This is a genomic window from Edaphobacter dinghuensis, from assembly GCF_014640335.1.
GTDB classification, from domain to species: Bacteria; Acidobacteriota; Terriglobia; order Terriglobales; family Acidobacteriaceae; genus Edaphobacter; species Edaphobacter dinghuensis.
The window spans coordinates 467,830-494,036 of sequence record NZ_BMGT01000003.1 but is presented as its reverse complement, the minus strand read 5'-3'; the positions used below and the strand labels follow the sequence as shown (position 1 = coordinate 494,036).

General features: G+C 59.2%; 21 protein-coding genes. 11 read left to right on the top strand and 10 right to left on the bottom strand.

Features of this window, described 5'->3' with window-relative positions; all coding sequences use genetic code 11:
* Positions 1 to 15: 15 nt before the first annotated feature.
* From uppS to rseP, 5 genes are all read left to right on the top strand, one after another.
* Complete coding sequence (gene uppS / locus IEW09_RS14025; RefSeq protein WP_229739321.1) at positions 16 to 945, top strand: undecaprenyl pyrophosphate synthase; 930 nt, start codon at positions 16 to 18, stop codon at positions 943 to 945.
* 51 nt (positions 946 to 996) lie between these two features.
* Positions 997 to 1,860, top strand: a complete 864-nt coding sequence (locus tag IEW09_RS14020) for a phosphatidate cytidylyltransferase (protein WP_188554827.1) — start codon at positions 997 to 999, stop codon at positions 1,858 to 1,860.
* A 110-nt stretch (positions 1,861 to 1,970) separates the two neighbouring features.
* Positions 1,971 to 2,324 (top strand): hypothetical protein, encoded by a 354-nt coding sequence (locus IEW09_RS14015; RefSeq protein WP_188554826.1) that lies wholly within the window; start codon positions 1,971 to 1,973, stop codon positions 2,322 to 2,324.
* Between the two features lie 121 nt (positions 2,325 to 2,445).
* Positions 2,446 to 3,654 carry a 1-deoxy-D-xylulose-5-phosphate reductoisomerase gene (dxr, locus tag IEW09_RS14010; RefSeq protein ID WP_188554825.1) on the top strand — a complete coding sequence of 403 codons (1,209 nt, stop codon included), beginning with the start codon at positions 2,446 to 2,448 and terminating at the stop codon, positions 3,652 to 3,654.
* A 41-nt stretch (positions 3,655 to 3,695) separates the two neighbouring features.
* Positions 3,696 to 5,045, top strand: coding sequence for an RIP metalloprotease RseP (gene rseP / locus IEW09_RS14005; RefSeq protein ID WP_188554824.1), 1,350 nt, complete (start codon positions 3,696 to 3,698; stop codon positions 5,043 to 5,045).
* A 70-nt stretch (positions 5,046 to 5,115) separates the two neighbouring features.
* On the opposite strand, the gene IEW09_RS14000 is transcribed toward rseP, so the two are convergent.
* On the bottom strand, positions 5,116 to 6,096 hold the full coding sequence (locus IEW09_RS14000) for a DHH family phosphoesterase (protein ID WP_188554823.1): 981 nt from the start codon (positions 6,094 to 6,096) through the stop codon (positions 5,116 to 5,118).
* Positions 6,097 to 6,178: 82 nt separating this feature from the next.
* Entirely contained in the window at positions 6,179 to 7,798 is a 1,620-nt protein-coding gene (locus tag IEW09_RS13995) for a Na+/H+ antiporter (protein ID WP_188554822.1), read from the bottom strand.
* Between the two features lie 108 nt (positions 7,799 to 7,906).
* Between IEW09_RS13995 and IEW09_RS13990 the strand changes: the two genes are divergently transcribed.
* Genes IEW09_RS13990 through IEW09_RS13975 form a run of 4 tightly spaced genes read left to right on the top strand, consistent with a single transcriptional unit; the run spans position 7,907 to position 12,615 of the window.
* The gene (locus IEW09_RS13990) at positions 7,907 to 10,486 is read left to right on the top strand and encodes a penicillin acylase family protein (protein WP_188554821.1); all 2,580 of its coding nucleotides are present in this window, start codon (positions 7,907 to 7,909) and stop codon (positions 10,484 to 10,486) included.
* A gap of 52 nt (positions 10,487 to 10,538) precedes the next feature.
* Complete coding sequence (locus IEW09_RS13985) at positions 10,539 to 11,468, top strand: polyprenyl synthetase family protein (RefSeq protein WP_188554820.1); 930 nt, start codon at positions 10,539 to 10,541, stop codon at positions 11,466 to 11,468.
* A gap of 1 nt (position 11,469) precedes the next feature.
* Positions 11,470 to 11,841, top strand: coding sequence for a metal-sulfur cluster assembly factor (locus tag IEW09_RS13980; RefSeq protein WP_188554819.1), 372 nt, complete (start codon positions 11,470 to 11,472; stop codon positions 11,839 to 11,841).
* Positions 11,842 to 11,844: 3 nt separating this feature from the next.
* A complete protein-coding gene (locus IEW09_RS13975; RefSeq protein WP_229739320.1) occupies positions 11,845 to 12,615 on the top strand; it encodes a class I SAM-dependent methyltransferase in 771 nt (256 codons plus the stop codon).
* Positions 12,616 to 12,626: 11 nt separating this feature from the next.
* On the opposite strand, the gene tsaE is transcribed toward IEW09_RS13975, so the two are convergent.
* The 8 genes from tsaE to IEW09_RS13935 all read right to left on the bottom strand — a co-directional run bounded on the left by tsaE (position 12,627) and on the right by IEW09_RS13935 (position 24,285).
* Positions 12,627 to 13,085: a tRNA (adenosine(37)-N6)-threonylcarbamoyltransferase complex ATPase subunit type 1 TsaE gene (gene tsaE, locus IEW09_RS13970; RefSeq protein ID WP_373282823.1), complete on the bottom strand. Its 459-nt coding sequence runs from the start codon at positions 13,083 to 13,085 to the stop codon at positions 12,627 to 12,629.
* Positions 13,085 to 14,692, bottom strand: a complete 1,608-nt coding sequence (locus tag IEW09_RS13965) for an NAD(P)H-hydrate dehydratase (protein WP_188554818.1) — start codon at positions 14,690 to 14,692, stop codon at positions 13,085 to 13,087. Before IEW09_RS13965 ends, tsaE begins: the two co-directional genes overlap by 1 nt.
* Positions 14,693 to 14,732: 40 nt before the next feature.
* The gene (locus IEW09_RS13960) at positions 14,733 to 16,007 is read right to left on the bottom strand and encodes a penicillin-binding transpeptidase domain-containing protein (protein ID WP_188554817.1); all 1,275 of its coding nucleotides are present in this window, start codon (positions 16,005 to 16,007) and stop codon (positions 14,733 to 14,735) included.
* 123 nt (positions 16,008 to 16,130) lie between these two features.
* Positions 16,131 to 17,594, bottom strand: a complete 1,464-nt coding sequence (gene ftsZ / locus IEW09_RS13955; protein WP_188554816.1) for a cell division protein FtsZ — start codon at positions 17,592 to 17,594, stop codon at positions 16,131 to 16,133.
* Positions 17,595 to 17,880: 286 nt separating this feature from the next.
* Positions 17,881 to 19,110 (bottom strand): cell division protein FtsA, encoded by a 1,230-nt coding sequence (gene ftsA, locus IEW09_RS13950; RefSeq protein ID WP_188554815.1) that lies wholly within the window; start codon positions 19,108 to 19,110, stop codon positions 17,881 to 17,883.
* Entirely contained in the window at positions 19,107 to 20,324 is a 1,218-nt protein-coding gene (locus IEW09_RS13945) for a cell division protein FtsQ/DivIB (RefSeq protein ID WP_188554814.1), read from the bottom strand. Before IEW09_RS13945 ends, ftsA begins: the two co-directional genes overlap by 4 nt.
* 154 nt (positions 20,325 to 20,478) lie before the next feature.
* Positions 20,479 to 21,885 carry a UDP-N-acetylmuramate--L-alanine ligase gene (gene murC, locus IEW09_RS13940; protein WP_188554813.1) on the bottom strand — a complete coding sequence of 469 codons (1,407 nt, stop codon included), beginning with the start codon at positions 21,883 to 21,885 and terminating at the stop codon, positions 20,479 to 20,481.
* A 150-nt stretch (positions 21,886 to 22,035) separates the two neighbouring features.
* Positions 22,036 to 24,285: a glycoside hydrolase family 3 C-terminal domain-containing protein gene (locus IEW09_RS13935; RefSeq protein ID WP_229739318.1), complete on the bottom strand. Its 2,250-nt coding sequence runs from the start codon at positions 24,283 to 24,285 to the stop codon at positions 22,036 to 22,038.
* 191 nt (positions 24,286 to 24,476) lie between these two features.
* On the opposite strand from IEW09_RS13935, the gene IEW09_RS13930 reads away from it, so the two are divergent.
* Together IEW09_RS13930 and ftsY are read left to right on the top strand one after the other, a co-directional pair.
* Positions 24,477 to 25,061: an elongation factor P gene (locus IEW09_RS13930; protein WP_188554812.1), complete on the top strand. Its 585-nt coding sequence runs from the start codon at positions 24,477 to 24,479 to the stop codon at positions 25,059 to 25,061.
* A gap of 59 nt (positions 25,062 to 25,120) precedes the next feature.
* Complete coding sequence (gene ftsY, locus IEW09_RS13925) at positions 25,121 to 26,134, top strand: signal recognition particle-docking protein FtsY (RefSeq protein ID WP_188554811.1); 1,014 nt, start codon at positions 25,121 to 25,123, stop codon at positions 26,132 to 26,134.
* The last annotated feature ends 73 nt before the right edge of the window (positions 26,135 to 26,207 follow it).

Sequence of the window (26,207 nt, the reverse complement as noted above, 5' to 3'; positions counted from 1 at the left end):
CTTTGCGAGGTTGTTTTGCCGGTACAAGCCACTCATCGAGTCCCCAGCCGCCTTCACGAGCTCTCCGCAGAGGAGCAGACCGTCTATCGGCAGCTCGACCCCACCAAAATTCCCCAGCATGTCGCCATCATTATGGACGGCAATGGCCGCTGGGCAGGCAAACGTGCGCTCAAACGCTTCCTGGGTCATCAGCAGGGAGCTGAGTCCGTGCAATACGTCGTCGAAACCGCATCGCGCATCGACCTGCCCTTTCTGACGCTGTACGCCTTCTCGCTCGAAAATAACCTGCGTCGGCCCAAGGCCGAGGTCAGCTTCCTGATGAAGCTGCTCAAAAGCTATCTGATCGGCAACGTCAAGCGGATGAACGACAATAACGTCCGCATGGCCTATATCGGCCGCACCCACGATCTCCCGCAGGAGGTGCAGGAGACCATGCAGTGGGCGGCCGAATCCACAGCGAAGAATACCGGCACTGTCCTGACGCTGGCCCTGAACTACGGGGCGCGCTCGGAGATTGTCGATGCCTTCCGCAAGATCCTTACCGACCTCACCACCGAGGCCCACACCCGCGGCTGTTCGGTAGAAGACCTGCTGGGCGCAGGTGCCCTCGATTCCCTTGATGAGCCCAGCATCAGCCGCGCCCTCTATACGGCGCACATGCCAGACCCCGATCTAATCATCCGCACCAGCGGCGAGCAGCGCATCTCCAACTTTCTGCTCTGGCAGATTGCCTACTCCGAGATCTTCGTCACCGATCGCCTCTGGCCCGACTTCCGCGGTATCCATCTGCTCGAGGCTCTGCTCAATTACCAGGGCCGCGATCGTCGCTACGGCGGTCTCAACGACACCAACTCCGACGAGAAGATCGACACGCTGGAGTCTGTCTCTGAACTGGAGACGGAGATCGCCACCGAACTGAATCCCCACGAACTGACACGCCACTAGGCGCAGCAGCATGCTACTTCAGCCGCAGCAATGTATTCTTGCGACTGGACCATGAAACGCATTCTCACTGCCATCGTCTTCGCCGCTATCGTCTTTGCGCTCGTCTTCTTCGGCCAGCTGTGGATGATCACCCTCTTCGCAGCCATCATCGCCGAGCTTGCCGCCTACGAGTACCTCAAGCTTGCCGCCGTCGGTGCAGAAACTCACGGAGCGCAGCTCCGCATCCCTCTTTGGTGGATGACTCTTGGCACAGCCCTTGCCTTTGTCGTCACCCTGCCCAACTTCCCCGTCGAGGCGCAGCTTCCTGTCCTCAGCGCACTCACCTTGGCCCTCTTCGCCTGGAACGGCTTCCGCTCGCCGCTCATTCAGGTGCTGCCCGACACTGCTCAGGGACTCTTCGGCCTTATCTACATCGCCTATCCGCTAACCCTCGTTCCCCTTATCTGGAAGAAGGAAGACGGAACCGCGCTGGTCATCTTCCTGATGGTCTGCGTCTGGGCCGGAGATATCGCGGCACTCTATGTCGGACGTGCCTTCGGCAAACACAAGCTCGCTCCGCGCCTCAGCCCCGGTAAAACCTGGGAGGGCTCCGCAGCCAGCATTGTCGGCAGCGTCATCGCGGCGTTCCTCGTCATCTACATCGGAGACGTTCTCGCCTCGCGCGGCAACCTGATCCTCCATACCTCCGAGCCAATGTGGCAATCTCTTCTGCTCGCCGCCGTTCTCAACATCGCCGCCCAACTGGGAGATCTTCTGGAGTCGGCTATCAAGCGCGGTGCCGGGGTCAAAGATTCAGGCACCATGCTCCCTGGCCATGGCGGTATGCTCGACCGCATTGACGCCCTTCTGTTGGCCGCACCGGTCCTCTGGTTCGTGCTGATACTCAAAGACGCCTTCGGCATGGGCCGCTTCTAGTACACTCAGTCTTCGTCCGGGTTGCGCCGTCTTTTCAAACAACAAGAAATACCCCGGATGCATCCAACCGCAAGAAGTCGGCTACGCTCACACACCGAGAAGGAGAACGAATGAAATTTAGAGACGCTGTACTAGGAGTTGTGGCAATCACGACACTGGCGTTCGCGCCTGCACCGCTCATATCCCAACCCCCACCACCGCCGGGATACGGATATGGCCCGCAACAGCCATGGGAAGCTCCGCCATCACAGTTTCAGCGAGAGATTCAGCGTCGCGGCTTCCATGACGGCATCGAAGGTGCCCGCAAAGACTATGGAAATCATCGCCGCCCCGATGTAAACAATCGCGATGAGTACCGCCACCCCAATGTTCCCGGCCCCGACCGCCGCGCCTATCGCGAAGCATTTCGCCGTGGCTACAGCGTCGGCGTTCAGCACCTTATGAACGGCAATATGCGTCGCTAAGCGCTCATACAGGTAATTCTCTCTCTAACGACGAAAGCCCCGGCCAAAACCGGGGCTTTCGTCGGCTCAAACAGATTCGTAAATTTATGGATAAGCTCCATTCTCTGAGAAAATAAGGTTCGTGAAAAAACTAGCCATCTTAGGTTCTACCGGCTCTATCGGCCACAGCACACTCTCCATCTGCGAGTCCTTTCCTGACCGCTATCAGGTCATCTCGCTGGCCGCAGGCCAAAACGTTGAAGCAGCCTTTGCCCAGTGCGTCCGCTGGCGGCCAAAGGTCATCTCCATCGCCACCGAAGAACTGGGAGCCCACCTCCAAAGCCGCCTCAAGGCCGCAGGTATTACCGGCATCGAAGTCGTCCACGGCACCTCCGGAACCATCCGCGTCGCCACCCTGCCCGAAGTAGACTTCGTAGTCTCCGCCATCGTCGGCGTCGCCGGACTCGAAGCCACCTACGCCGCCGTCTGCGCAGGCAAGACCATCGGCCTCGCCAACAAGGAGTGCCTCGTTGCCGCCGGCGAGCTCATCATCGCCGCCGCAAAAGAACATAACGTAGCCCTGCTCCCCATCGACTCCGAGCACAACGCCGTCCACCAGGCCATGCGCGGAGGCACCCCAGCCGAGGTCAAGCAGATCTGGCTCACCGCCTCCGGTGGCCCCTTCCGCAACACACCACTTGCCGACTTCGAGCACATCACCCCCGCACAGGCGCTCAAGCACCCCACCTGGGTCATGGGTCAACGCATCACCATCGACTCCGCCACCATGATGAATAAGGGCTTCGAGGTCATCGAGGCCTGCCGCCTCTTCAACCTGCCCCCGGCACGAGTCCGCACCACCATCCACCCCCAGTCCACCGTGCATTCGTTGGTTGAATTCGTCGACGGCAGCATCCTCGCTCAGATCTCGGTCACTGACATGCGCCTCCCGATCCTCTATGCGCTGGCATACCCCGAGCGCGTCGCAGTCGCAGAAAAAGACAACCTTACCTTTGACTTAGCCACCCTCAGCCAGCTCGACTTCTCGCAACCCGACCTGACCCGTTTCCCCTGCCTGCGCCTCGCCTACGAGGCAGCTGAAGCAGGTGGCAAAGCGCCTATCGCCCTCAACGCCGCCGACGAGATCGCCGTAGCCGCCTTCCTCAATCCCGACCCAGCGAAGTCCATCCCTTTTATGGGCATTCCGCGTACAATTGAAGATGTGCTGATCGAAACCTCAGGCCCGCGTCCTGCCACCATCCAGCAAGTGCTGGAAGCAGACCTTGCCGCGAGAGAGTGTGCACGCGAAGTGATTGCCCGGCAGTTCACTGGCACTTTTCGTAATCGGTAGCCCACAACTTTCCCTATCAGCAACGAGGTCTCCACTCTCCCATGTCGACAGTCATTCAGCTTGCCATCGTTCTTGGCATCATGGTTCTAGTGCACGAACTCGGGCATTTTATCGTCGCCAAACTCTGCCGGGTGCGCGTCGAGGTCTTCTCCATCGGCTTCGGCACCCGCCTCTTCGGCTTCAAGCGTGGCGACACCGACTATCGCCTCAGCCTTCTTCCTCTTGGCGGCTACGTCAAAATGTCTGGCGAGATGCCGGGCGAGACCAAGAGCGACGACCCCGGCGAACTCGAAAACCATCCCCGCTGGCAGCGCGTCCTCATCGCTCTCGCTGGCCCTTTTTTCAACTTCCTGCTCGCTATCGCGTTGATGACCGGCGTCTACATGGTCCACAACGAGGTTCAGGCCTATCTCAACGGGCCCGCCCACGTCGATTACATCTCGCAGAATACCCCTGCCGCCCGTACCGGTATTCAGGGTGGCGACACCATCGTCCACTACGACACCGTCGAGAACCCCACATGGGATCAGGTAGCCATTCGCTCCCTGCTGAACATCAACCAGAACATCGCCTTCTCCTACATTCACAACGGCCAGCGAATCAATACCAAGCTCTTAGTTGAAGCCAAAGGCGGTGCAGAAAACTTCGCTCTCGACGATCTCGGCCTCGTCCCCGTCATGCAGGGCACACCGGTCCAGGTAGATTCCCTCGAACCCAATATGCCGGCCGCTGCTGCCGGCCTCAAGCCGGGCGACAAGGTAGCCGCCATCGACGGTCACCAGCTCCACTCTGTACCCGCGCTACTCGCCTATCTGCAAGACCAGGCTGGCAAGCCTACCGATCTCACGATCCTTCGCAACGGGCAAACGCTCCCCATCCACCTAACACCAAAGCTTGCCGATATCGGCGACGGAACCAAGGATTACCGCCTCGGCTTCAGCTATCTTCCCCCTCCGGTCAAGGTTGAGCGTCTTCCCTTCACCCAAGCCATGGTCGCCTCATGGAAGTTCAACAAAAAAGGCTCCATGCTGATCGTCGAAGTCCTCAAGCGCATGTTCACGCGCCAGGTATCCGTCCGCAGCCTGAGCGGCCCCATCGGGATCGGCCAGCAGATCCACGAAGCCGTCGATATGCCCGGCTGGATGCCGATCATTGGTCTAATGGCCTACATCTCGCTGAATCTTGGCATCTTCAATCTACTGCCCATCCCCATCCTCGACGGCGGCATGATCCTCTTCCTCATCATCGAAAGCATCCTTCGCCGCGACGTCAATCAGCAGTTCAAAGAGCGCGTCTACCAGGTGGCCTTCGTCTGCATCATCCTCTTCGCAGCCTTTGTCATCTTCAACGACATCACCAAACTCTCGATCTTCACCAAAGTCAAGCCTTAAACAAAACCATGGGCTGAGTGAACAAGGAAGAATATCCTTTGTTCGCTCAACCCATGAAATGCTTAAGGTCTTACCCTGCGGCCCGCAACTCCGCCACAATCTCTCCCACAGCCTTCCGCGCCTCGTCCTCCCGGTCAGGAGGAAAGCTGATCGCACCCACGCGAGCATGCCCACCACCTCCATAACGTTCACAGATCGCCGCAAGGTTCACCAGTTCTTCAGGCGTCTTCTTCGTCCACGGATTAGTTCCCACCGAAACCTTCGTTCTAAAGGAAGACTTACTCAAGCCCACGTTGTACGTCCCCTCGGGAAGTAGGTAATAGGGAATGAACTTGTTGTATCCCTCGGTCGGCTGGTCGGTAATGTCGAACGTAATTACGCCCTGATCCACCGTCGCCCGCGAACGAATCAACTCAATCGCGGCCCGGTGCCGCTCCATCAACGGCCCCAACAACGTCTGCACAAACTCCTGATCGAGTACCTCCTGCAACGGCATCTCCGTCAACAGCGGGATCAACCGCCGCACCAGATTGTCATCGGTCGAACTCTCAATCACCATCGTCAGCTTCATCGCTGGAGCAGCCATCTCCACGGCGGCCTGCGCGCTCTCATACTTTGCGCCATCGACGATGTTCGCCCACTTGATCAGCTCGCCCAGAGGCGCTGTATCAAATCCGAAATTGAGTTGCGCGATATCGGCAATCAGACTTGTGCACGAAATATAGTTTGGGTCATAGAACTTCCGCATCCGCTCAGAGCCATCCGCCTGTCCCCGTTCAAAATTTTTCTGATCATCCGGCGTCAAAAACGCACTCAGGTGATGATCGAACCACCAAGTCACCTTGGGCGAGGCCGAATATTTGAAGTCGACAATCGCATTCTCCCCATCGACAAACTCGCGCTCATCGAACAACGCTCCGGCACGATGCACCAATCCTCGATAGTCATACTGGTCGACGCCGCCGATACACTCTCTATGAAACCGGGTGAACAGAGACGCCGAGCAGGCACCGTCGAAACATTTGTCGTGGTAAAAAATCCGGCAATTCAAAGCAGCAACCTCCAGGGAAGCACATGAAAAACTCCATGCGAAGCTCTAAGAATAGCGCACCTGAAATTGCAGCGCCCTCAAGCTACAGTCGCGCTACCTGGTATCGGCTTTCCTCCAGATCCAGCTCCCTCTCCATCGTCCGCAGAACATCATCGCTGATGCGCCCCTCATCCCGCAGCCGAATAATTGCCCTCCGCTCCGCCTGCACTGCGCCTTCCGCTGCATCAATCACCTGCCGATAGGTATGGGGGCCGTGCTCATCGTGGCCATCGTCATGTTCCGACTCGATATGCACAAGACGATGCTGATACCGGTCCAGCAAGTCGTCAAAGGCATGAAAGTATGCGCTGCCGCATTGCTTCCGTCCGTCTTCCAGATAGGCAATCGCCTCGGCAAGGGCGGTCTTTCGTGCCTCCCGTTCCTCTACACTCATCTCTGTAGTTCCGGCCAGCCCTAGCACCCGAATCAACGAAGGCAGCGTCAGACCCTGCACCACCAGCGTCACCAGAATCACGCAAAAGGCCAGAAAGACGATCAGGTTTCTCGGCCCAAATACCCTCCCATCGCCCAGCATCTCCGGCACCGAGATCGCTGCTGCCAGCGCCACCACACCACGCATCCCCGTCCATCCAATCACGAAGACATCGCGCGCGCCTGGCTGCTTCTCGGCATGGCCAGTCCATCGCCGCAGCAGATATGCAATCTTCACCGCGGGAAAGACCCAAATCATGCGCAACGCAATCAGAATGGCGCTGAAGATGCCGCCGTACTCCAGCAACGTCACCATGCCATAGGCGCCACGAATCCCAGCCAGCACATAGGGAAGTTGCAACCCGATCAAAATAAATACAAGCCCATTCAAGATGAAGGTCAGTGAATCCCAAACTCCCATTACTTGTATCCGCACACCTGGCGAGAAGAAGGTCGCGCTCTTGCGGCTCAAATAGAGTCCGCAAGTCACCACAGCCAGCACGCCGGAGGCACGAATATGTTCGCCCGCCAGATACGCCGCATAAGGCACCACGAGGCTCACCACAATCTCCACCGGCCCATCGTCGATAAACTTTTCCAGCCATCCCACGATCAAGCCGATTAATAAGCCAATGCCCACACCACCGACGATCAGCCACAACAGCCGGACGATTCCGCCACCCACCGACGGCGTCTCGCCGCGCATGATGATGCTCACCCCAAGCTCCAGAGCCAGCAGACCGGTCGCATCGTTCAGCAGGCTCTCCCCTTCCAGAATGTCGACGATGCGCCGCGGCAGCCCGATCGATCGCGCAATCGACGTCGCCGCAATCGCATCGGTCGTTGCGACCACCGCGCCCAGCAGAAATCCCGCCTTCCAGTCCAACGCGGTGATGAAGTGTTCGGAAAACTCCGCAACGCCCCATACGGTGAAGCCCACCAATCCCACGGCCAGCAACGAGATCAGCACGAGGTGGTGGCGAAACTCTCGCCATGATGTCCCCCACGCTGCCGAATAAAGCAGTGGGGGCAAAAAGATGAGGAAGACAAGGCTGGGGTCCAGCGGAACCCTTGGCATATGAGGAACAAAGCTGATGACCAGCCCCGCCAGCACCAGAACAATGGGATAAGGCACCTTCAACCGGTGCGCGATCACTGCAAATACTGCGACCATAATCAGCAGTAGCAAAATTACCGTCTCTAATGCATGAAGACCCGCTCCAGAAGTCATCCGGCCCCCTTTCCTCAAAGCTGCGCAGCACAAATCAGCCTGCGCCCAGATACCTCAGAGCATATCAGCGGCACTCCACAGCACAGCATTTAGACTTTGAATCAGCACATGAACTCCTTCGATCCAGTTCCAATCGATCCTGCTCTGCTCGCCCGCCGCTTTCCCAACGAAAATCCGTCCCCCAAGAGCAGCCTTCCCAATCGCTTACGCCGCATCCTCTTCCGCACCGTCGCCATCGCTGTGCCCTTGGTCATCCTGCTCGCCGTCACGGTTTTCTTTGCCGGACGTTACTGGACGCGCCATGCACTGCGCGACTCTCTGCCACAAATCGACGGCACCCTTTCGATCGCAGGACTCTCGGCTCCCGTCACAGTCCAGCGCGATGCTCATGGCGTTCCTCACATTCACGCCGCCACGCTCAATGACCTCGTCATCGCACAAGGCTTCGTCACGGCACAAGACCGCCTGTGGCAGATGGACATCCTTCGCCGCCACGCTGCCGGAGAGCTGGCCGAAATCCTCGGGCCGAGCCTCGTTCCCCATGATCGCGCCCAGCGCATCCTTCAGGTCCGCGCCGCCGCCGACCGCACCATCGCCTCCCTCCCGCCCGACCAGCTTCACTGGCTGCAGCTATACGCTCAAGGCGTCAACGCCTCGATTGCTGCACAAGGCACCCGCCTTCCCATCGAGTTTCGCATCCTCCGCTATCAACCTGAACCATGGACACCTCGCGACTCCATCCTCGTCGGCCTCGCCATGTTTCAGGACCTCACTAACACTTTTCCGCAGAAGCTCGACCGCGAAGCCCTCTCGGCAAAACTTCCGCCTGAACTGCTCAACGATCTCTACCCTGTAGGCTCCTGGCGCGACCATCCGCCGACACAGCCCATTCCCGATCTCACCAATCCACCCACGGACTTCATCGATGTTCCGCTCGACGAATCCCAAAGCAAGTTCACGCAACCTACACTGACTCACGATCTCCTCACCCTCCAGAAGATCCTCTCTACCAATCGCTGCGAAGGTTGCATTGCCGGTTCCAACAACTGGGTCGTCTCCGGAACCCGCACTGCCTCGGGCAAGCCTCTCCTCTCCAATGACATGCACCTCAATCACAGCGTTCCCGGCGTTTGGTATGAGGCCGATCTCCAGTCCACAAACGATAACTTTCACACCGCCGGAGTTACTCTCCCCGGCTATCCCTTCGTCATCGTCGGCCACAACGACCACATCGCCTGGGGCTTCACCAACCTTGGCGCCGACGTGCAGGACATCTACATCGAACACCTGCGCGGCAGCGGCTCCACAGCCGAATACGAATCCCCCGGCAACATTTGGCACCCCCTCCTTCATCAGCGCGAAGTCATCCATGTCCTCCATCATTCCGATGTCATCCTCGACGTAACCGCCACCCAACACGGCGATACAGCCACGCCCCTCATCTCCTCTATCTTCCCCAAAGAAAATCGCGCCCTGTCGCTCCGCTGGACCATCTACGACCCCACGAACATCACCGCTTCGTTCCTTAACATTGACTCTGCCGTCGACTGGCCTTCCTTCACCGCAGCCTTCTCCACCTTCGGAGGCCCCGCGCAAAACGTCGTCTTCGCCGACGACCACGGTAACATCGGCTACCATGCCGTAGGCAAGGTCCCCATCCGCGGCAGCATCACCCAGCCCACCGCACTCAGCCCAGTCCCCACAGACGCGCTCGACGCCACCCACGATTGGGCAGGCTACATCCCCTTCGACCAGCTACCCCAGGCATTCGACCCTCCCGGCGGCATCCTTGCCACCGCCAACTCCCGCGTCACCCCCGATGGCTACCCGTTTCCCATCACCCTCAACTGGGCTGCACCCTATCGCAACGAGCGCATCTGGAAGGTACTCAGCTCCCGCGATCACCTCACTCCAGCCGATATGCTCGCGCTTCAAACCGATGTCTACTCTGACCTCGATCACGTCATCGCGCAACGCCTCGCTTACGCCATCGACCACTCCACCACAAAAGACAAACGCATCCGTCAGGCCGCCGATATCCTACGCAAGTGGAACGGCAACGTAGACATCAACGCCTCTGCACCAGCTATCGTAGACGCCACTCGCGCCGCCCTCTGGCCAATGCTGCTTAATCCCCACCTCGGCCCTCATCCCGGCGACAGCGCCCAGCTCTACACCTGGGACGAAAAACCCTATGCCGAGGAACAGATCATCATGCACACCCCCGCCCGCTGGCTCCCCGCCAGCTATGCCAACTGGGACGAATTTCTTACAGCAGCCGTGGCACAGGGCTTGCTTGAGGCCCATGCTCCCTTCGATCTTCGCAAATGGCAGTACGGCAAATCGCATCCTGTCGACATCGAGCACCCCATCTTCGCTCAATCACCGCTGCTCCAGCGCCTGATCGGCGTCCCCACCGGGACCGGTGCACAACCTCAGAGCGGCGACACTACCACCGTCAAGCAAGTAGGCCGCACCTTCGGCCCCTCAGAGCGCTTCACCGCCGACCTCTCCGACCTCGATCACTCCACCCTCAACGTCGTCCTCGGCCAATCCGGCAATCCAGCCAGCCCCTGGTTCATGGACCAATGGCCCGCCTGGTATAACGGCACAACCTTCACGCTGCCCTTCAGCAAAACCTCCACAGACAACGCAGCAGCGCATACACTCACTCTTACCCCGCGATGACGCATCATCGGCTAAGCTTCATGCGCCACTCGTGATTTATCATCAAGCCTCAATGAACTTTACAGTGCAATCCCTGCTTCACTCCGGCGCACAGCTCACCGACGCAGCGCTCGAACGCCTGCTGCCCTCTCCTGATACGCTGCCCCACTCCATCCACCGCGCGATGCGGCACAGCACCTTCGCGGGGGGCAAACGGCTTCGTCCCATCCTTTGTATGGAAGCCGCCCGCATGGTCAGCGGCGAAACTGAGATTCCCGAGGGCGCAGCAGACCTCGGCGCAGCACTCGAGATGCTGCACACCTACTCCCTCATTCATGACGACCTGCCCGCGCTCGACAACGACGATCTTCGCCGCGGCAAGCCCACCTGCCACGTCGTCTTTGGCGAAGCCATCGCTATCCTCGCCGGCGACGCCCTCCAAACCCTTGCCTTCCAGACCCTCGCCTCTCTCCCGTCGCCGCCATCAACCACCGTTGCCATCCTCAGCGAAATCTCCCTCGCCATAGGCACCGGAGTAGGAGCGAACAGTTCCCTTCCTCCCGGCATGATCGGCGGTCAGGTTGTCGATATTGAGTCCGAAGGTAAAGCCCCTACCGCCGAGCTGGTCGAAGCCATCCACCGCGCCAAGACCGGTGCGCTCATCACCGTCAGCATCGTCGCCGGAGGTCTTTACGGCTCCCAGACCAAATCTTCCAGCGACACCATCACCCGTCTTCGCACCTTCGGCGAGAAGGCCGGGCTCGCCTTCCAGATCGTCGATGATGTTTTGGACATGACCCAGAACTCCGCCCAGCTCGGCAAGACCGCAGGCAAGGATACCGCCAGCATCAAGGCCACGTGGCCCGCCGTCTACGGCATCGAGCGCTCTCTGCACGACGCCAAAGAGCTCATCGCCGACGCCTTCGCTGCCCTCGTTCCCTTCGGCCCCGCCGCTAACCCGCTGAAGGCCCTCGCTAACTACCTGGTCGAGCGCAAACACTAGCATGCTCACCGAGTCCGAAATCCTCGCGGCGCTGCGAGACTGCTACGATCCCGAGCTTCCCTGCAACATCGTCGATCTCGGGCTCGTCCGCTCCATCGCCATCACTCCCGACAGCGAAGCCCCTGGCGTGGGCATCCCAGGCGTCCCGCAAAAGCATCGCGTCAAGATCGACCTCATTCTCACCCACCCCAGCGAAGAGGCCGAGGCCCAACTTCGTGCCCAGATCGCCAACCGTCTCGCCGGGCTCGAAACCGTCGGTCAAACGACCATCACCATCCACGCAAAACCCACATGGAGTCCAGCCAATATCACCCCCGCCGGACGCAGAATCCTCGGCCTCGACGGCAATCCGAACCTCATCCAGATTCGCTAGACCATGAGCAAAAAGCCCACTCCCATTCGCCCGCGCGACCTGCTCAAAGCGACCTCCACGCCCGTTCATCCCTTCGACCAGATCCACGGCGTAGAGACCAGCGGCCTTGTCCCCGCCGCCAACCTCGTCACCGGCCACCCCAACGACGAACACGTTACCGCCTACTACGGCGTCGCCCCCAGCATCCTGCGGACTCTTATCAATATCTGGCGCGAGACACCGCCCCCCGAGCCCATCCACAGCTATACCTTCATCGACATCGGGGCAGGCAAAGGCCGAGCGCTGATGATTGCCAGCGAACTTCCCTTCCGCCAAGTCATCGGCATCGAGTTAAACCCGACAATGGCCAACGCAGCCCGCCAGAATATCGGCCATTGGCAACACTCTCACGCCAACGACACCACCGCTCGACGACCGGCCCCCATTCAGCTACTTGAACAGGACGCCCTCACCTTCGACTTTCCATCCGCCCCAACGCTGGTCTTCCTCTTTCACCCTTTTGAGGCACCAGTTTTAAAACAACTTCTCCGCCGCATCGAAACCCAGTTCGCCAAGCGCCCCGGCACTCTCGACATCCTCTACGTCAATGCGGAGTGTCGCACTCTTCTAGACAAGCATCCGGCGTTTACCCGGCTCTTCAACGGCCCAGTCGCCATGTCCCCGGAAGACCACGCCGCCGATCTGGCCGCAATCGCTCAACAGGAAGAGTACGGCTCCACCGGAGACGAAGAATGCGCCATCTACCGTTACACCGGTCGCGCGGCCGCACAATAATCCATCGGCGACTACTCTCGCCAGCGAACGATCAGACCGCGCTCATCGCCCTCGCCATGCTCCATGGCGATCTCCCCATCGGCCAGCTTTACCACGCTTTCGAACCGCTCGCCCCACTCCACCAGAACCAGCGCATTCGGCTCGGCAATCATCTCTTCAAGCCCCAGCACCGCAATCTGCTCTTCCGTCTCCAGGCGATAGAGATCAAGATGGAAGAGATGCACCTTCGGCCCATCGTACTCGTGCACCAGCGTAAACGTCGGACTGGTCACATCCTCCTCATACGCCGCACCCAGCGCCCGCGCAATGCCCTTCACCAGCGTCGTCTTACCCGCGCCAACCTCACCTCGCAATATCACCAGCTTGGGAGGTCGAAGCATCTCCGCCAGCGTCTCTCCCAATGCCAGCGTTCCAGCAACTGATCTTGTCCTGAAGCGCTTCTCCCGCAACTTCTCTTTCATCATGCTCATTATGCCGCCCTATGCTCTTTAAAATTCTGGCCGTGCAGCCCGCAGATCCACGTCAACCCATCTGCATCCTTCACCCGGTAACGAAACGCATCAGAGAGATGCTTCACCGTATCGGTAGCAAGAACAGTATGCTCATCCATCGCATGGGCAGCAAAATCTCCTGCCAAGCCATGCAGGTAAACAGCTGTCTCTACTGCTCTCGCCACGTCATTGGGAAACTGCGCCAGCATCGCCGCCACAATCCCCGTCAAAATATCTCCGCTGCCGCCCTTCGCCATCGACGGATTCCCCGTCGTATTCACCGCCACGCTGCCATCGGGATGCGCCACCAGCGTCCGCCATCCCTTCAGCACCAGAGTCAATCCATGCTCCGTTGCAAACCGCCGCGCCAACCCTACACGGTCCGCTTCAACCTCTTTCACCGTCATCCCCGCCAGCCGCGCCATCTCTCCTGGATGCGGCGTCAACACCAGCGTCCGCCACTCGGCCTTCAATAATTCTGTCTTGCCCACAAACGCATTCAACCCATCGGCATCGATCACCACCGGTACCTGAGTCTTCGCCACAAGCTCACGTGCAAACTCAGAGGCATCTCCATCCGTCCCCAGCCCCGGTCCCACTGCCAGAACGGTAATCCCTTTCATCAGCTTTTCCAGCCGACCACCTTCAAGATTCCGGAGCAATCCCTGACTCTCAGCTAAAGAGGTAATCATCAACTCCGGGGCAACCGCCGCCACGATCCCAACGGTGCTCTCCGGCACTCCCGCAGTCACGAGACCTGCTCCGGTACGCAAGGCCGCAAGCGAAGCCATCGACGGAGCGCCAGCCTTCCCCCACGCGCCCCCCACTACAAGCACATGCCCAAACTTTCCCTTGTTCGAGTTCATTGGTCGAGGCTTCTCTGTAAGAGTCTTCGCGGCTCCTGCCCAGGTGAATCCAGTCTCTGATCTCACGGCGGCATCCGGCGATCCAATGTCCGCTACAACCACCGGGCCAAACGTCTCCGCCGTCAGATGCCCAAATACATGAGCCAGCTTCGGAGCCGTAAATGTCACCACAGCATCCGCCCGAAACGCCCCTTCCACTGTTTGCTCCATCGAATCCGCATCCCACCCCGAAGGCAGATCCACTGCTACCACCGGCACATTCAGTTCCTTCAATAGATCTCGTGCAGCCAGCGCAAGCCCTCGCAGCGGCGGCTTGAAACCCGTCCCCACAATCGCATCGACGAATAACCCTTCTTCACCGTGTGCATTACGAAGCATGACCTCATCTACTACTTCAAGAATAGAAACCTCGGCAGTCTCCGATTGCAGCCGCGCCAACGCCGCAGCCGCCTCCCCCTTTAGCTCGTCCACACGCCCGAGCAGAAGAACCCGCACCGTCTTCCCCGCTGCCGCCAGCACTCGCGCCGCAACGAATCCATCGCCGCCATTGTTGCCCTTTCCGCACAGCACGGTAACGCGCGAAGCTGCGGGATACTGTCGAAGGCAAAAAGCAGCCACCGCGCTGCCAGCCGCTTCCATCAAGGCACCAAGCGGAGTTTCAAACTCCTCCACGGTACGACGATCCGCCGCGCCCATCTCAGCCGCTGTCAGAATCTTCATCTATCTGTTCTACGCTGTTCGCCCACCCGGCGCTACCGCACTAATTCCCGCCCAGACTCCCCGTCTCAACCGTCGGTGTCTTCGGCGAGAAGTAACTGTTGTCCCAGAGCGCCCGATAGAACTGCCCCGTCAGCTCCGCCGCCTTCGGTCCAAAGGTTGGCCGTCCGCCTTCCAGGAAGAAAACCGTGACGATCCGTCCATTCGGCGTATTTGCGTATGAAGCAAACCATCCAAATCTCGTTCCATCATTCGAGCAGGTTCCCGTCTTTCCCATCACAGGAAACTCGTTGAAGCTTGTCCGCAACGACCGCGCGGTTCCATAAGGACTGCCAACTGCACCAGCCATTCCCGGAATGATCTCCGGAATAATCGGTGCGATGTTCAAGGTCCGCTTCACTCGCGGGGTAAAGTCCGCAACCTCCTGCGGAGTCTCGGGATGTTGCAGATAATAAAGTGTCCCGCCATTTGCAATCGCGGAAACAATCGCTCCAAGCTGTAACGGTGTCATCGAGATGCTCTCGCCGAACGAGCACATCCGACCTACACCACCCAACTTCTCCGGCAGCGGCTCGTCCGGATAGACACCCAATTGCTCACCTTGAATGTGGTATCCAGCCAACTCGCCCAGGCCAAACTGGTTGGCATAGTGCTTCACCCGCTCGAAACCGAGCGTGCGCCCCAACACTTCAAAGTAAGGATTGATCGACTTCGCCAAAGCATAAGTCAGGTTGACCTTGTATCCATGCCCAAGGTTCACCGGGGTGTCCTTGGTGATGATTCCTTCCTCAAGAGCGGCCAGCGCCACCGAGAGCTTGATGGTCGAGCACGGCTCGGCTCCCCGCGACAGGGCAAGCTTCTGGTTCACCATCGCAAGAATCCGGCCATTGTCCGGATTGATGGCCACAGCCGTTCCATTCATATTGCCCAGCGCTTCAATCGCTGCCGCGCGAACCACAGGGTCTTCGCCCGCGGTCACGTCGCCCAGCGTCAGATTGTCCGCGTACGAACTTGCCGTAAAGCGTTCGACATACCGGGAGTGCCGCCTCGTCCGTCGCACCGCCAGAACAGCGCGACCGTTGCGTCTGCGACCGTGCACCGCAACTTTGGTCGACACCGCTTGTCCATGCGCGCGCGTTTTGACAGCAGCGCGGCTACGCCGGGCGTGCACCGATCTTGCATGCGTGGTCTTCGTCGAAGTATGAGTCGTGCCGGCGCTATGACGCTTTGCGAGCCGGGTCGTCGGTTCCGCATAGGCTCCGACGCAGAGACCGAAGCACAAAAGAATGGCGAAGACTGACTTTAGATATCTCGACATAAAGGACCCGTTTTCTTCAACAACAACCAATATCGGCAGCAATAAATACCAGCAATCAATCTGCCATTCCTGTTCACTAATACCTTAAGACAATCTCATCCGCATCGGCATCACCAGATAGGGTCAGTTACCCCGACGCAGAAACGCGGGAATGTCCAATTCGTCGGATTCAGATGCCCCAGCCGCATCGAAAGAAGTTCCACGAACCACGGCCTCGCCCGGTTCTGTCATGACAACTCGAACATTCTCTTGCTGTTGGACGCGTGCAGGCACCGAAAAGTGACCCGCTTCCCGTGAAGTCCCCTCCAGATCGGCCTCTTCATTGTGTCCCGGGCTCTGAAAAAAATCGTCGTCAAAGACCGAAGCCGGCACAGGAATCAGCTCAGGAGCGGCCTCCGCTCTGGACACTGGCCGGTCCGCCCCCGCAAAAGACTCAGGTGAAGATTCTTCCGGCTTGATCGCCGGTGCGGCATCGAACTCAGTCTCGCTGGCAAAGCGCGAAGCGGCAGACCGCGACGAGGACACCCGTGGCTGAATCGGTACGTCATACCGCATCGTCGGCAGCGTTGCCTCAGCCAGCATCCGCTCGCGCCGCTGCGGCATCTCCTGCTGCTTGAAGCCGGTGGCGATCACAGTAATCTTCACCTCATCGCCCATGGTCTCGTCCTGCACCGCGCCGAAGATGATATTGGCGTCCTCGTGTGCCGCGCTTTGAATGATCCCCGAAGCCTCGTTTACCTCGCTCAGCTTCAAGCTGCTCGATCCGGTGATGTTGATCAGAATTCCTCTTGCGCCGTCGATCGCGCCAGCCTCCAGCAGCGGCGAAGCCATCGCGGCCATCGCAGCCTCCGCGGCCCGGTTCTGCCCCGTGCGCTGCGCCGTTCCCATCACCGCATAGCCCATGCCGGCCATCGTCGTCTTCACGTCGGCAAAGTCGCGGTTGATGACACCCGGAATTGTAATGATGTCGGAGATGCCCTGCACGCCCTGGCGCAGCACATCGTCAGCAATGCGGAAGCTCTCAAAGAACCCGGCGTCCTTAGCAACGGCCAGCAGCTTTTCGTTCGGAATCACGATCAGCGTATCGACTGACTCCAGCAGCTCCTGCATCCCGCGCTCAGCCTGCATCATGCGGCGCTTACCTTCAAACGCAAACGGCCGCGTCACCACGGCAACCGTCAGCGCACCCATCTCGCTGGCCAACGATGCGATCACCGGAGCCGCACCCGTCCCCGTTCCGCCGCCCAGACCAGCGGTAACAAACACCATGTCTGCGCCCTCAAGCGCCTCAATAATCTTGTCCGAATCTTCAAGAGCAGCTCGCCGCCCTACGTCCGGATTCGACCCCGCACCCAGGCCGCTCGTCAGCTTTACGCCAAGCTGCAGCTTTACCGCAGCATTCGAGGACTGCAACGCCTGCACATCGGTATTCGCCGCAATAAATTCAACGCCCTCGACGTTGGCCGCAATCATGCGATTGACGGCGTTATTGCCGCCGCCGCCCACGCCAATCACCTTGATCTTCGCCCCACAGGGAATCTCATCGTGATAGTGAATACGGATATCGTCGTCAGGCAGATTTGGCATAGTGGCAGTAGCTCCTCAAAGACTTTTCGCTCTTCAATTTTTACATCCTCAAATCAGCGCCATCACCACGTTTTCCACCGCTGAACCAAACAAGGTTCACAAAACCGCTTGACGGCTGGAGAACAGGCTCGAATAAGTGTGCAACGCCACCCCATAGCGTTACGAACGAGCGGCCTGACGGGTTACCGACCTGCCTCGCCGAGAGCGTCCCATGACGAAGAGGAACACCTATCCTGAAAGATGGGCGCACCCAGCCACCGCGAATCGCGGCGGCAAACAGCAGCTTCTAGAAGCTTCCCGCAAAGATCGCCTTCAACTTCGACCTTAGCCCCTGCTCCTCGCTGGCCTTCCGCACCTGCGTCCTGTGCGTATAGAGCAGCATCCCGATCACCGCCGCAAACTCCGGCTTCGCCAGATCCTCCGGCATGCGCGACAACGGCACCGGAAATCCGGTCCGCGCCGGAACCCGCAGCAGGCTCTCCGCATTGTCCAGCAGACCAATCAGGTTCGCACCACCGCCAGTCAGCACGCATCCTGCACCCAGCGCTTCCAACACACCGCCATTGCGCAGATTGTCCCGCAGCATGGTGAACAGCTCCCGCGCACGAGGCTCCAGAATCTCCGCCAGAAACCTCTGCCTTACCAACCGTGCCGGTTGCCCACCTGAATACGCGAGATTCCCACCAACCTCAATCTCATTGAGCTGCGGCACCGCCGTCACCACGCAGTGCCCGTAGACCTTCTTCAACTCCTCAGCCTCTTCCACGGTCACATGCAGACCCACGGCAAGATCATTGGTAAAGTGGTCGCCGCCAATCGGCAGCACCGCCGTATGCGCAATCGATCCCTCGAAGTAGACCGCCAACTCCGTTGTGCTCGACCCGATATCGGCAATGCAGACACCAAGCTCACGCTCATCAGCGCTCAACACTGACTCCGCCGCCGCGATCCCCTCGTACACCGTGTCCAGCACCTCGAGCCCGGCCCGGTTTGCACAGGTAATCACGCTTTGCGCCACTCCGCCCGAGCAGGTCGAGAGATGCAGGTTCACCTCAAGCTTATTGCCCACCATTCCTATCGGGTCGTGAATGCCCGCCTGGTCGTCCAAGATGAACTCCTGCGGCAGCAGGTGTAGCACCTCGCGGTCCGGAGGCAGCGCTACACTGCGCGCCCGGTCGACCGCAGCCCGCACCTCTTCCCGTGTAATCTCGCGCATACGGCTGCCCATACTGATGCCGCCCCGCGAGTTCACCCCGCGAACATGCGTTCCACCGATTCCCACAACGGCGGTCTCGATCACCGCCTTTGCCGTACGCTCCGCCGTCAGTGCCGCACGATTGATCGCCTCGGCCGCAGGCCCCAACTCCGCGATCAGGCCTTTGCGCATTCCGCGCGAGGGCTCAATGCCATGTCCACGATATCGCAGCACGCCATCCAGCAGCTCTGCCACCAGCACGCAGCTCTTGGTGCTGCCCGCGTCTACTACGGTAATGAGGTTTTCCTGCTTCTGGTTCACGGATGGACCACCTGAGAAGAATGATAGCGGGAATTCGCCGCATGAGTTACTACTCTCGAGTGCGTCTTCGCCGCGGCCCGATGAGGCTTGGCCTTCGCCGCATGCTTCCGCTTTGAAGCTGCCGTCTTCGCCGCGGCCTTAGCTTTGGTATGCGGCTTCGCTGCCGGCGTGGCTACTGGAGGCGCGGCAATCGTCACCGGAGCAGCCATGCTTGCACCTGAGGTCAAAGTCGCATTGGAAGCCGATCCTGCGGCATCAGCCGCCACTGCCCCCTGCTGCATCTGCAACACCACCTGCCGCTCATACCGCATATCCACCGACGACAGCGTCGGATACTGTGACCGCCACTCCTGCAGATGCTCCTCGAACTTGCGGTAGCGATTCAAAAAATCCGTGTCCCCAAAATGAACCAGAACGTCCTTCCCGTTGTCGGGAATCACCGCCTTCACATCCTCCGGGTTCGAGAGGTCCACCTCGCTCAGCTTCTCCGAGATCTTTTCCCCCGAGCTATCGAGGTCCGACGTGAACTGTTCGAAGATCTTCATTCGCGCCACCCGCGTCGACAGTGGATCACTAGCCACAATCCCCGTCACCACCGGAAACGAATAATGCGCATCCCCATGCTGCGGCATATCCAACAGAACGCCGCTCGCGTCCACCAGACCAATCTGGCTTCCCTGGCGCACAAACGCTACCGGCGTACGCTCCACAATCGACACCCGCAGCCGGTTCGGCAGCAACCGCATCACAGTCGCGTGCTCGACCCAAGGCAATTGTTGCAGCTCCGCCCGGCGCTGCGCCAGTGAGACGTAAAAGATGTTCCGCTCCACATCTTCGCCAAAGATATTGATCAACTCGTCCCGCGTCAGGTGCACGTTGCCCTGAATCTCAATCGAAGATGCCGACTGGATAAAGAATCGCGGATCGTGCATCACACTATCTCTAACCAGCAACAAAGCTCCGAAGCAAAGCCCAGCCAGCACCACCAGAGCAAAGCCCGCTGCCATCTTGCCCCACTTGGTCGCCGGCATTCCCCAGCGAAACCGCAGCCGTAAGCCCTGCGATCTGCGCTTCCCTGGAGCCTCATCGTCCTCTGGAAAATCGTCGGCAAAGTCTTCGCTGAAGTCGCGACGCAGCTTTCTCTTAGGCGCCGCAGACGTCCGTCTGGGTACCTTCGGTTCGCGGGCATAGTCCTGCTCGGGCGCATCTAGCACCGCCGCACCGCGTTTCGAAGATTCATTGCTATATCGCAAGCTTGAGCAAGGTCGCGAGAATCGCCACCCCGAATATAACCTGTCACGAACCGATTTCCACCCAACATCTTTCCTATGTACCCTTTGAGGAACTCATGCCGAACTCATGCGAAACTCACCCACGCAGCCCCTCTAAGATCATCGCTCCTGCCTGCGAAACGCTCCCAGCACCCAGCGTCAGCACCACATCCCCGTCTCGCGCCTCCCGCACCAGAGCCTCCACCCCAGCAGCCATCGACCCCGCATATTCCACGTTGGACGAGCCCGCAGCCGCAATCGCCTTCACCAGCGCCCCGGCATCCACCCCGGCAATCGGCTCCTCGCTGGCAGCATAGATATCCAATACCTTCACCACATCCGCATCTCCAAACGCCGCGGCAAAATCCGCCATAAGGTCCCGAGTCCGCGTAAACCGGTGCGGCTGAAACAGCACCAGCACCCGCCCATAGCCGCACTCCTGCGCCGCCTGCAACGTGGCCACAATCTCCGTTGGATGATGCCCGTAGTCATCCACCACCGTCACCCCACGCGCTACACCCTTCACCTGAAACCGCCGGTCCACCCCGCAAAAGCTATCCAGCCCTACCGCTATCTGCTCCGGAGCCACCCCCAGTTGTACCCCAATCGCCACCGCCGCCGCCGCATTCAGCACATTGTGCTTTCCCGGAACATGCAGACGGAACGGCCCCATCACCAGCCCCTTGTAGTTCACCTCGAACCGCGAGTGGCACCCGTCTTCCTTCTCCATCATCTCCACTCGAAAGTCAGCGTCCTCACTGAGCCCATACGTATAAACCTTGCGCCTCACCCTCGGCAGCACCGCCCGCAGCAGCTCGTTGTCGATACAGGCCGTAGTCGCACCATAAAACGGAAGCCTGTCCATAAATTCGACAAACACGCCCTCAACATCTGCCATATCCGCATAACAATCCATATGCTCGCGGTCGAGATTCGTCACCACTCCAAGCACCGGTGACAGCTTCAAAAACGATCGATCACTCTCATCCGCCTCCGCCACCAGATAATGCGAGTTCCCCAGCCGCGCATTCGATCCCAGCGAGTCCACACGCCCACCCACCACAACCGTAGGATCAAGCCCTCCACCCGCCAGCACCGCAGCAATCATCGAAGTCGTCGTCGTCTTGCCATGCATCCCGGCTACGGCGATGCCGTACTTCAGCCGCATCAGCTCCGCCAGCATCTCCGCCCGCTGAATCACGGGAATCTTCCGCGTCCGCGCCTCAACCACCTCGGGATTATCCTTGCTCACCGCCGAGCTGGTGACCACCACATCACTGGCCGCAGCATTCGCCGCCGCATGGCCCTCAAATATCCGAGCGCCGAGCCCCACCAGCCGCTCCGTCACCGCGCTGCGCCGCAGGTCGCTGCCCGAGACCGCATAACCCATCGTCAGCAGAATCTCAGCGATCCCGCTCATCCCAATCCCGCCGATCCCGATAAAGTGGATCCGCTGAGAAGGCGCAAACAAGAAATGTCCAGAAGGTGCAACCGGCACAAACATATCTTCCACTCTAGCAGCGCAGGCTCAGTGCAGCTAACCCTCTGAAAGGCTTAGCCCGGATTCGAAGCACGTCATCTCGACCGAAGTGGAGAGACCCCTGTATTTTGTCGTCGCTCCTGCCGCCACCCACCTTCGCTCCGAAGATATCGCCTATGGCACCTGAATCGTAGCATCCAACTTGATATCCGCCGACGAATCCCCAACCATCAGCTTCACCGGCTCCGACTCAACCACAAACTTCGACTCCTTCTCATTCCAGTAGGCAAGCTGCTGAGCATCCAGCGGAATCTCGACCGTCTTCGTCTCGTTTGGCTGCAACGAAACCCGCTGGAAGCCCTCCAGCTCCTCGCGAGGCCGCGAGACCTTCGACTTCAAATGCTGCACGTAAAGCTGAACCACCTCATCGCCCGCCCGCGTTCCAGTATTAGTCACGTCTACGGAGACGGTGACATGGCCATCCTTCGCCAGCCGCGAAGCACTCGGCTTCAGATTCGAAAGCTTGAAGGTTGTATAGCTCAGGCCATAACCAAAGGGGTAAAGCGGCTCGCCCTTGAAGTACATATAGGTGCGCCCATCGCGGATGTTGTAGTCCATCATGGGAGGAAGCTGATCGACAGACTTAGGCCACGTCGTCACCAGATGGCCACCGGGGTTGTAGTCGCCGAACAACACCTTCGCAATGGCCGTCCCCTCATCCTGCGAGGAGTGAGCCATATGCAAAATCGCGGGAACATTCGCCTGCGTCCAATTGATCGCAAACGGAAAGCTCGAAACCAGCACGACGATGGTGTGCGGATTCACCTCGTAAACCTGCTTGACCAACTGCTCCTGCTGTCCAAGCTCGATGCTGTCGCGGTCGCGTCCCTCGCGGCCGTTGGAAGGTACTGTGCAAGGCAGCGTGCCGTTGCCGGTCCAGTCATGCGCCATATCCGGGCCGCAGGTCGGGTCATTGCCGACAAAGACAACGGCCACCTCAGCCTTGCGCGCCGCGTTCACAGCAGCGTTGTGGGTCTCATCGGCAGCGTAGATCACCTTGGTCTGCGGCCCGACAATCTTCTGAATACCCTCCAACGGCGTCACCTGATAAGGAGGCGTGCCGCCGTACCAGTCCCAATGAACCGAGTCCGCCAGCGGTCCAATCACGGCAATCGACTTCAGCGTCTCCTTGTTGAGCGGAAGCGTAGCCTTGTCATTCTTCAGCAGAACCACCGACTCCAGCGCGATCTTCTTCGAGATAGACGTATCCGCCTCAGTCGTCCAAGGCTCAGGCGAATCCTTCACGCTCGCATACGGCACCATCGAAGGCGGATCGAGCAAGCCGAGCTTCAGCGTAATGCGCAGCTTGGGCCGCACCAGCGCGTCAAGATCGGCCACCGTAATCGAGCCATCTTTCAGCGCAGCACGAGTCTCATCCTTATAAGTATCGAGAAACTGATTGATGCCCGCCTTCAAACAAGCGACCACCGCCGCCTGCTGATCGGGATAACTCTTCGAGTCTTTGACCAGAGCACCCACCGCCCCGCCATCGCTCGAAAGAATATCCGCGCCCCATTGCTTGACCACAATATCTTTCAGCACCGGATTGACAGCCATATGCGTGCCATTCCAGGCGTTATACGAGGCCATCACCGCCTTGGCTCCGCCATCGAGAAAGCCCATGCGAAAAGGAACGGAGTAATACTCCCAAAACAGCCGCTGATCGAAGTCCGACGAAGTCTTGGTGCGGTCCTTCTCATTGCTATTGGCAAGAAAATGCTTCATCAACGACGCCGCCTGCCAGTAGTGAGGATCATTCCCCTGCAAACCATGCACGAAGGCAGTCACCATCGTTCCGTTGAAAAATGGGTCTTCGCCATAAACCTCTTCGCTGCGCCCCCAGCGCGGATCGCGAGCAAGATCGGCCTGCGGTCCCCACAACATAAGAATGGGATGGTGATACTTCTCCGTCTGCGAGATGAATCGCGCCTCATGGCCTTCGACACCCGCAGCCTCGCGCACGATGGCCGGGTCCCATGTCTCTCCCATACCAGGAGGCTGCGGGAACTGCGTCGTCGGAATAACCGGATGCACATACGGGCCTTCCGCAACCTCACGCTGCACCACTCCATGAATGCCCTCAGAACTGCCGAAGCTCAGAATGCCGAGCCGCTTCACCGAGGTGTCCGTGCTGAGAAAGTCGATCTTCTCCTCGGTCGTCATCAGCGAGATGATGTTGTCGATGCGCTTTTCCGCGGAGAGTGAAGTATCGCGAAACGGATAGTTCGTTTGCTGTTGTGCGAAGGCTGGCGAAAACGTAATGGCGAAGACGCTGAGCGAAATGACAACCGAACTTATCTGCATGTTGGCCTTGGGTTCGTATCTCCTCGAACAGAGCGCGACGCAGAATTTCGCTGCCGTCACTACGCCTCTTCCCGAGAGGCACCCATGCTATCACCGACAGCGATACTAATTCGATTGAATAGACGTATTTTTTAGAAATTTATGTCCAAAGGCAACGACGAAAAAGCTCGTCGAGCCAAACACCTTATACTTAACCCAGGGTTGAACTAGGATGTCCTGCACTTACCCGCCAACTTGCCCCCGAGGAATTCATGGCCGTATTGATTGAAGCGATCAACATCAAGCGCAAGACCGTCTTCGAGCTCGAAAACGCTCCCTACGCCTGTCTGGACTCAGACATCACCACACCGACCGCTCGCGGCGGCCAGACGCTGGTGCGGCTCAAGGTACGCAACCTCCTCACCAGCGCCGTCTTTGAAAAGACCTTCAAGGCCAGCGACAAGTTCAAGGAGCCGGACTTGGTACTAGTCCCGGCCTCCTACCTCTACAGCGACGGCGACGGCTCGCACTTCCTCGATCAGGAGAGCTACGAAACCCTCACGCTCGACGAAGGCATGATGGGCAACGCGCTCGACTTCCTCACCGAAGGCGCAATGATCCAGCTGCACAAATACAACGGCAACCCCATCGGCCTGCAACTGCCGATGTTCGTCGATCTGACCGTCACTTACGCCGAACCCGCTGCGCGAGGCGACTTTTCGAGCGGCAGCGGAACGAAGATGGCTAAACTCGAAACCGGCCTCGAACTCCGCGTTCCGCCCTTCATTAAAGAAGGCGAAAAGGTGCGAGTGACGACAGAAACCGGAGAGTTTTCCGGCCGCGCAGACAAAAGCTAATCCACCCAAATTCATGCTTCAAACCGACTCTGTCATGCCGTTGCTAAACTAACATCAGCATGGCATTCTCTCTCTTCGGCAAACGCGACAAATCTGAGCAGCAACCCGACCAGCCCACCGCCTCACAGGAAGCTGTGTCCACTCCGGAATCAGCGGAGAAGCGCGGCTTCTTCGACCGCATGAAGCAGGCGGTCACCCGCACGCGCGAGTCGTTCACCGAGTCCATCAGCTCCGTCATCGCCCTCACCCGCGAGGTCGATGAATCCACCCTAGTCGGACTCGAACCCATCCTGCTCCGCGCCGACCTCGGCGCACCCACCACCGCCATCGTCATCGAAAACCTGCGTCAGCGCGCTCTCCGTACCGGCATCCAGGGCGGCAACGAGCTCAAGCAACTCCTCAAAGCCGAGCTGAAGCAAATCCTCGACGGCGTCTCCCACCCCATCCACCATCCCTCCACACCGCCCGAAGTCGTCATGATGGTCGGCGTCAACGGCACCGGCAAGACAACTACCTCCGGCAAGCTGGCCGCCCTCTTCAGCTCGCAGGGCCGCAGCGTTCTGCTCTGCGCCGCCGACACCTTCCGCGCCGCCGCCATCGAGCAATTAGAGGTCTGGGCACAACGCTCCAACGTCCCCATCATTAAAACCAAACAAGGCGGAGACCCCAGCGCCGCACTCTACGATGCTTGCTCCGCCGCCAAAGCGCGAGGCACTCAGGTCCTCATTGTCGATACCGCCGGTCGCCTCCACACCAAGACCGACCTCATGAAAGAGTTGGACAAGATGCGCCGCACCGCCGAAAAGCTGGTCCCCGGCGCACCTCATCAAACTCTCCTAGTCATGGACGCGACCACCGGCCAGAACGGCCTGACGCAAGCCCGCCTCTTCACCGAAGCCGCCCACGTCACCGGCATCGTCCTCACCAAACTCGACGGCACCGCCAAAGGCGGCATCGTCCTCGCCATCGCCACCGAGCTCAAGCTCCCCGTCCTCTACGCCGGTGTAGGCGAAAAGATGGAAGACATCCTCCCCTTCGACAGCGCCACCTTTATCGACACCCTCATCGATTGAGCTCTTTGACCATCTAACCTCAAACGCACGTCATCTCGACCGAAGCGAAGCGCAGTAGAGAGATCTCTGTATT

Bases quoted from the DNA above. Each gene is read 5' to 3' on its own strand.
- IEW09_RS14020 (WP_188554827.1), top strand. From the start codon at position 997: ATGAAACGCATTCTCACTGCCATCGTCTTCGCCGCTATCGTCTTTGCG.
- IEW09_RS14015 (WP_188554826.1), top strand. From the start codon at position 1,971: ATGAAATTTAGAGACGCTGTACTAGGAGTTGTGGCAATCACGACACTG.
- rseP (WP_188554824.1), top strand. From the start codon at position 3,696: ATGTCGACAGTCATTCAGCTTGCCATCGTTCTTGGCATCATGGTTCTA.
- IEW09_RS13995 (WP_188554822.1), bottom strand. From the start codon at position 7,798: ATGACTTCTGGAGCGGGTCTTCATGCATTAGAGACGGTAATTTTGCTA.
- IEW09_RS13990 (WP_188554821.1), top strand. From the start codon at position 7,907: ATGAACTCCTTCGATCCAGTTCCAATCGATCCTGCTCTGCTCGCCCGC.
- IEW09_RS13985 (WP_188554820.1), top strand. From the start codon at position 10,539: ATGAACTTTACAGTGCAATCCCTGCTTCACTCCGGCGCACAGCTCACC.
- IEW09_RS13980 (WP_188554819.1), top strand. From the start codon at position 11,470: ATGCTCACCGAGTCCGAAATCCTCGCGGCGCTGCGAGACTGCTACGAT.
- IEW09_RS13975 (WP_229739320.1), top strand. From the start codon at position 11,845: ATGAGCAAAAAGCCCACTCCCATTCGCCCGCGCGACCTGCTCAAAGCG.
- tsaE (WP_373282823.1), bottom strand. From the start codon at position 13,085: ATGAGCATGATGAAAGAGAAGTTGCGGGAGAAGCGCTTCAGGACAAGA.
- IEW09_RS13965 (WP_188554818.1), bottom strand. From the start codon at position 14,692: ATGAAGATTCTGACAGCGGCTGAGATGGGCGCGGCGGATCGTCGTACC.
- IEW09_RS13960 (WP_188554817.1), bottom strand. From the start codon at position 16,007: ATGTCGAGATATCTAAAGTCAGTCTTCGCCATTCTTTTGTGCTTCGGT.
- ftsZ (WP_188554816.1), bottom strand. From the start codon at position 17,594: ATGCCAAATCTGCCTGACGACGATATCCGTATTCACTATCACGATGAG.
- murC (WP_188554813.1), bottom strand. From the start codon at position 21,885: ATGTTTGTGCCGGTTGCACCTTCTGGACATTTCTTGTTTGCGCCTTCT.
- IEW09_RS13930 (WP_188554812.1), top strand. From the start codon at position 24,477: ATGGCCGTATTGATTGAAGCGATCAACATCAAGCGCAAGACCGTCTTC.
- ftsY (WP_188554811.1), top strand. From the start codon at position 25,121: ATGGCATTCTCTCTCTTCGGCAAACGCGACAAATCTGAGCAGCAACCC.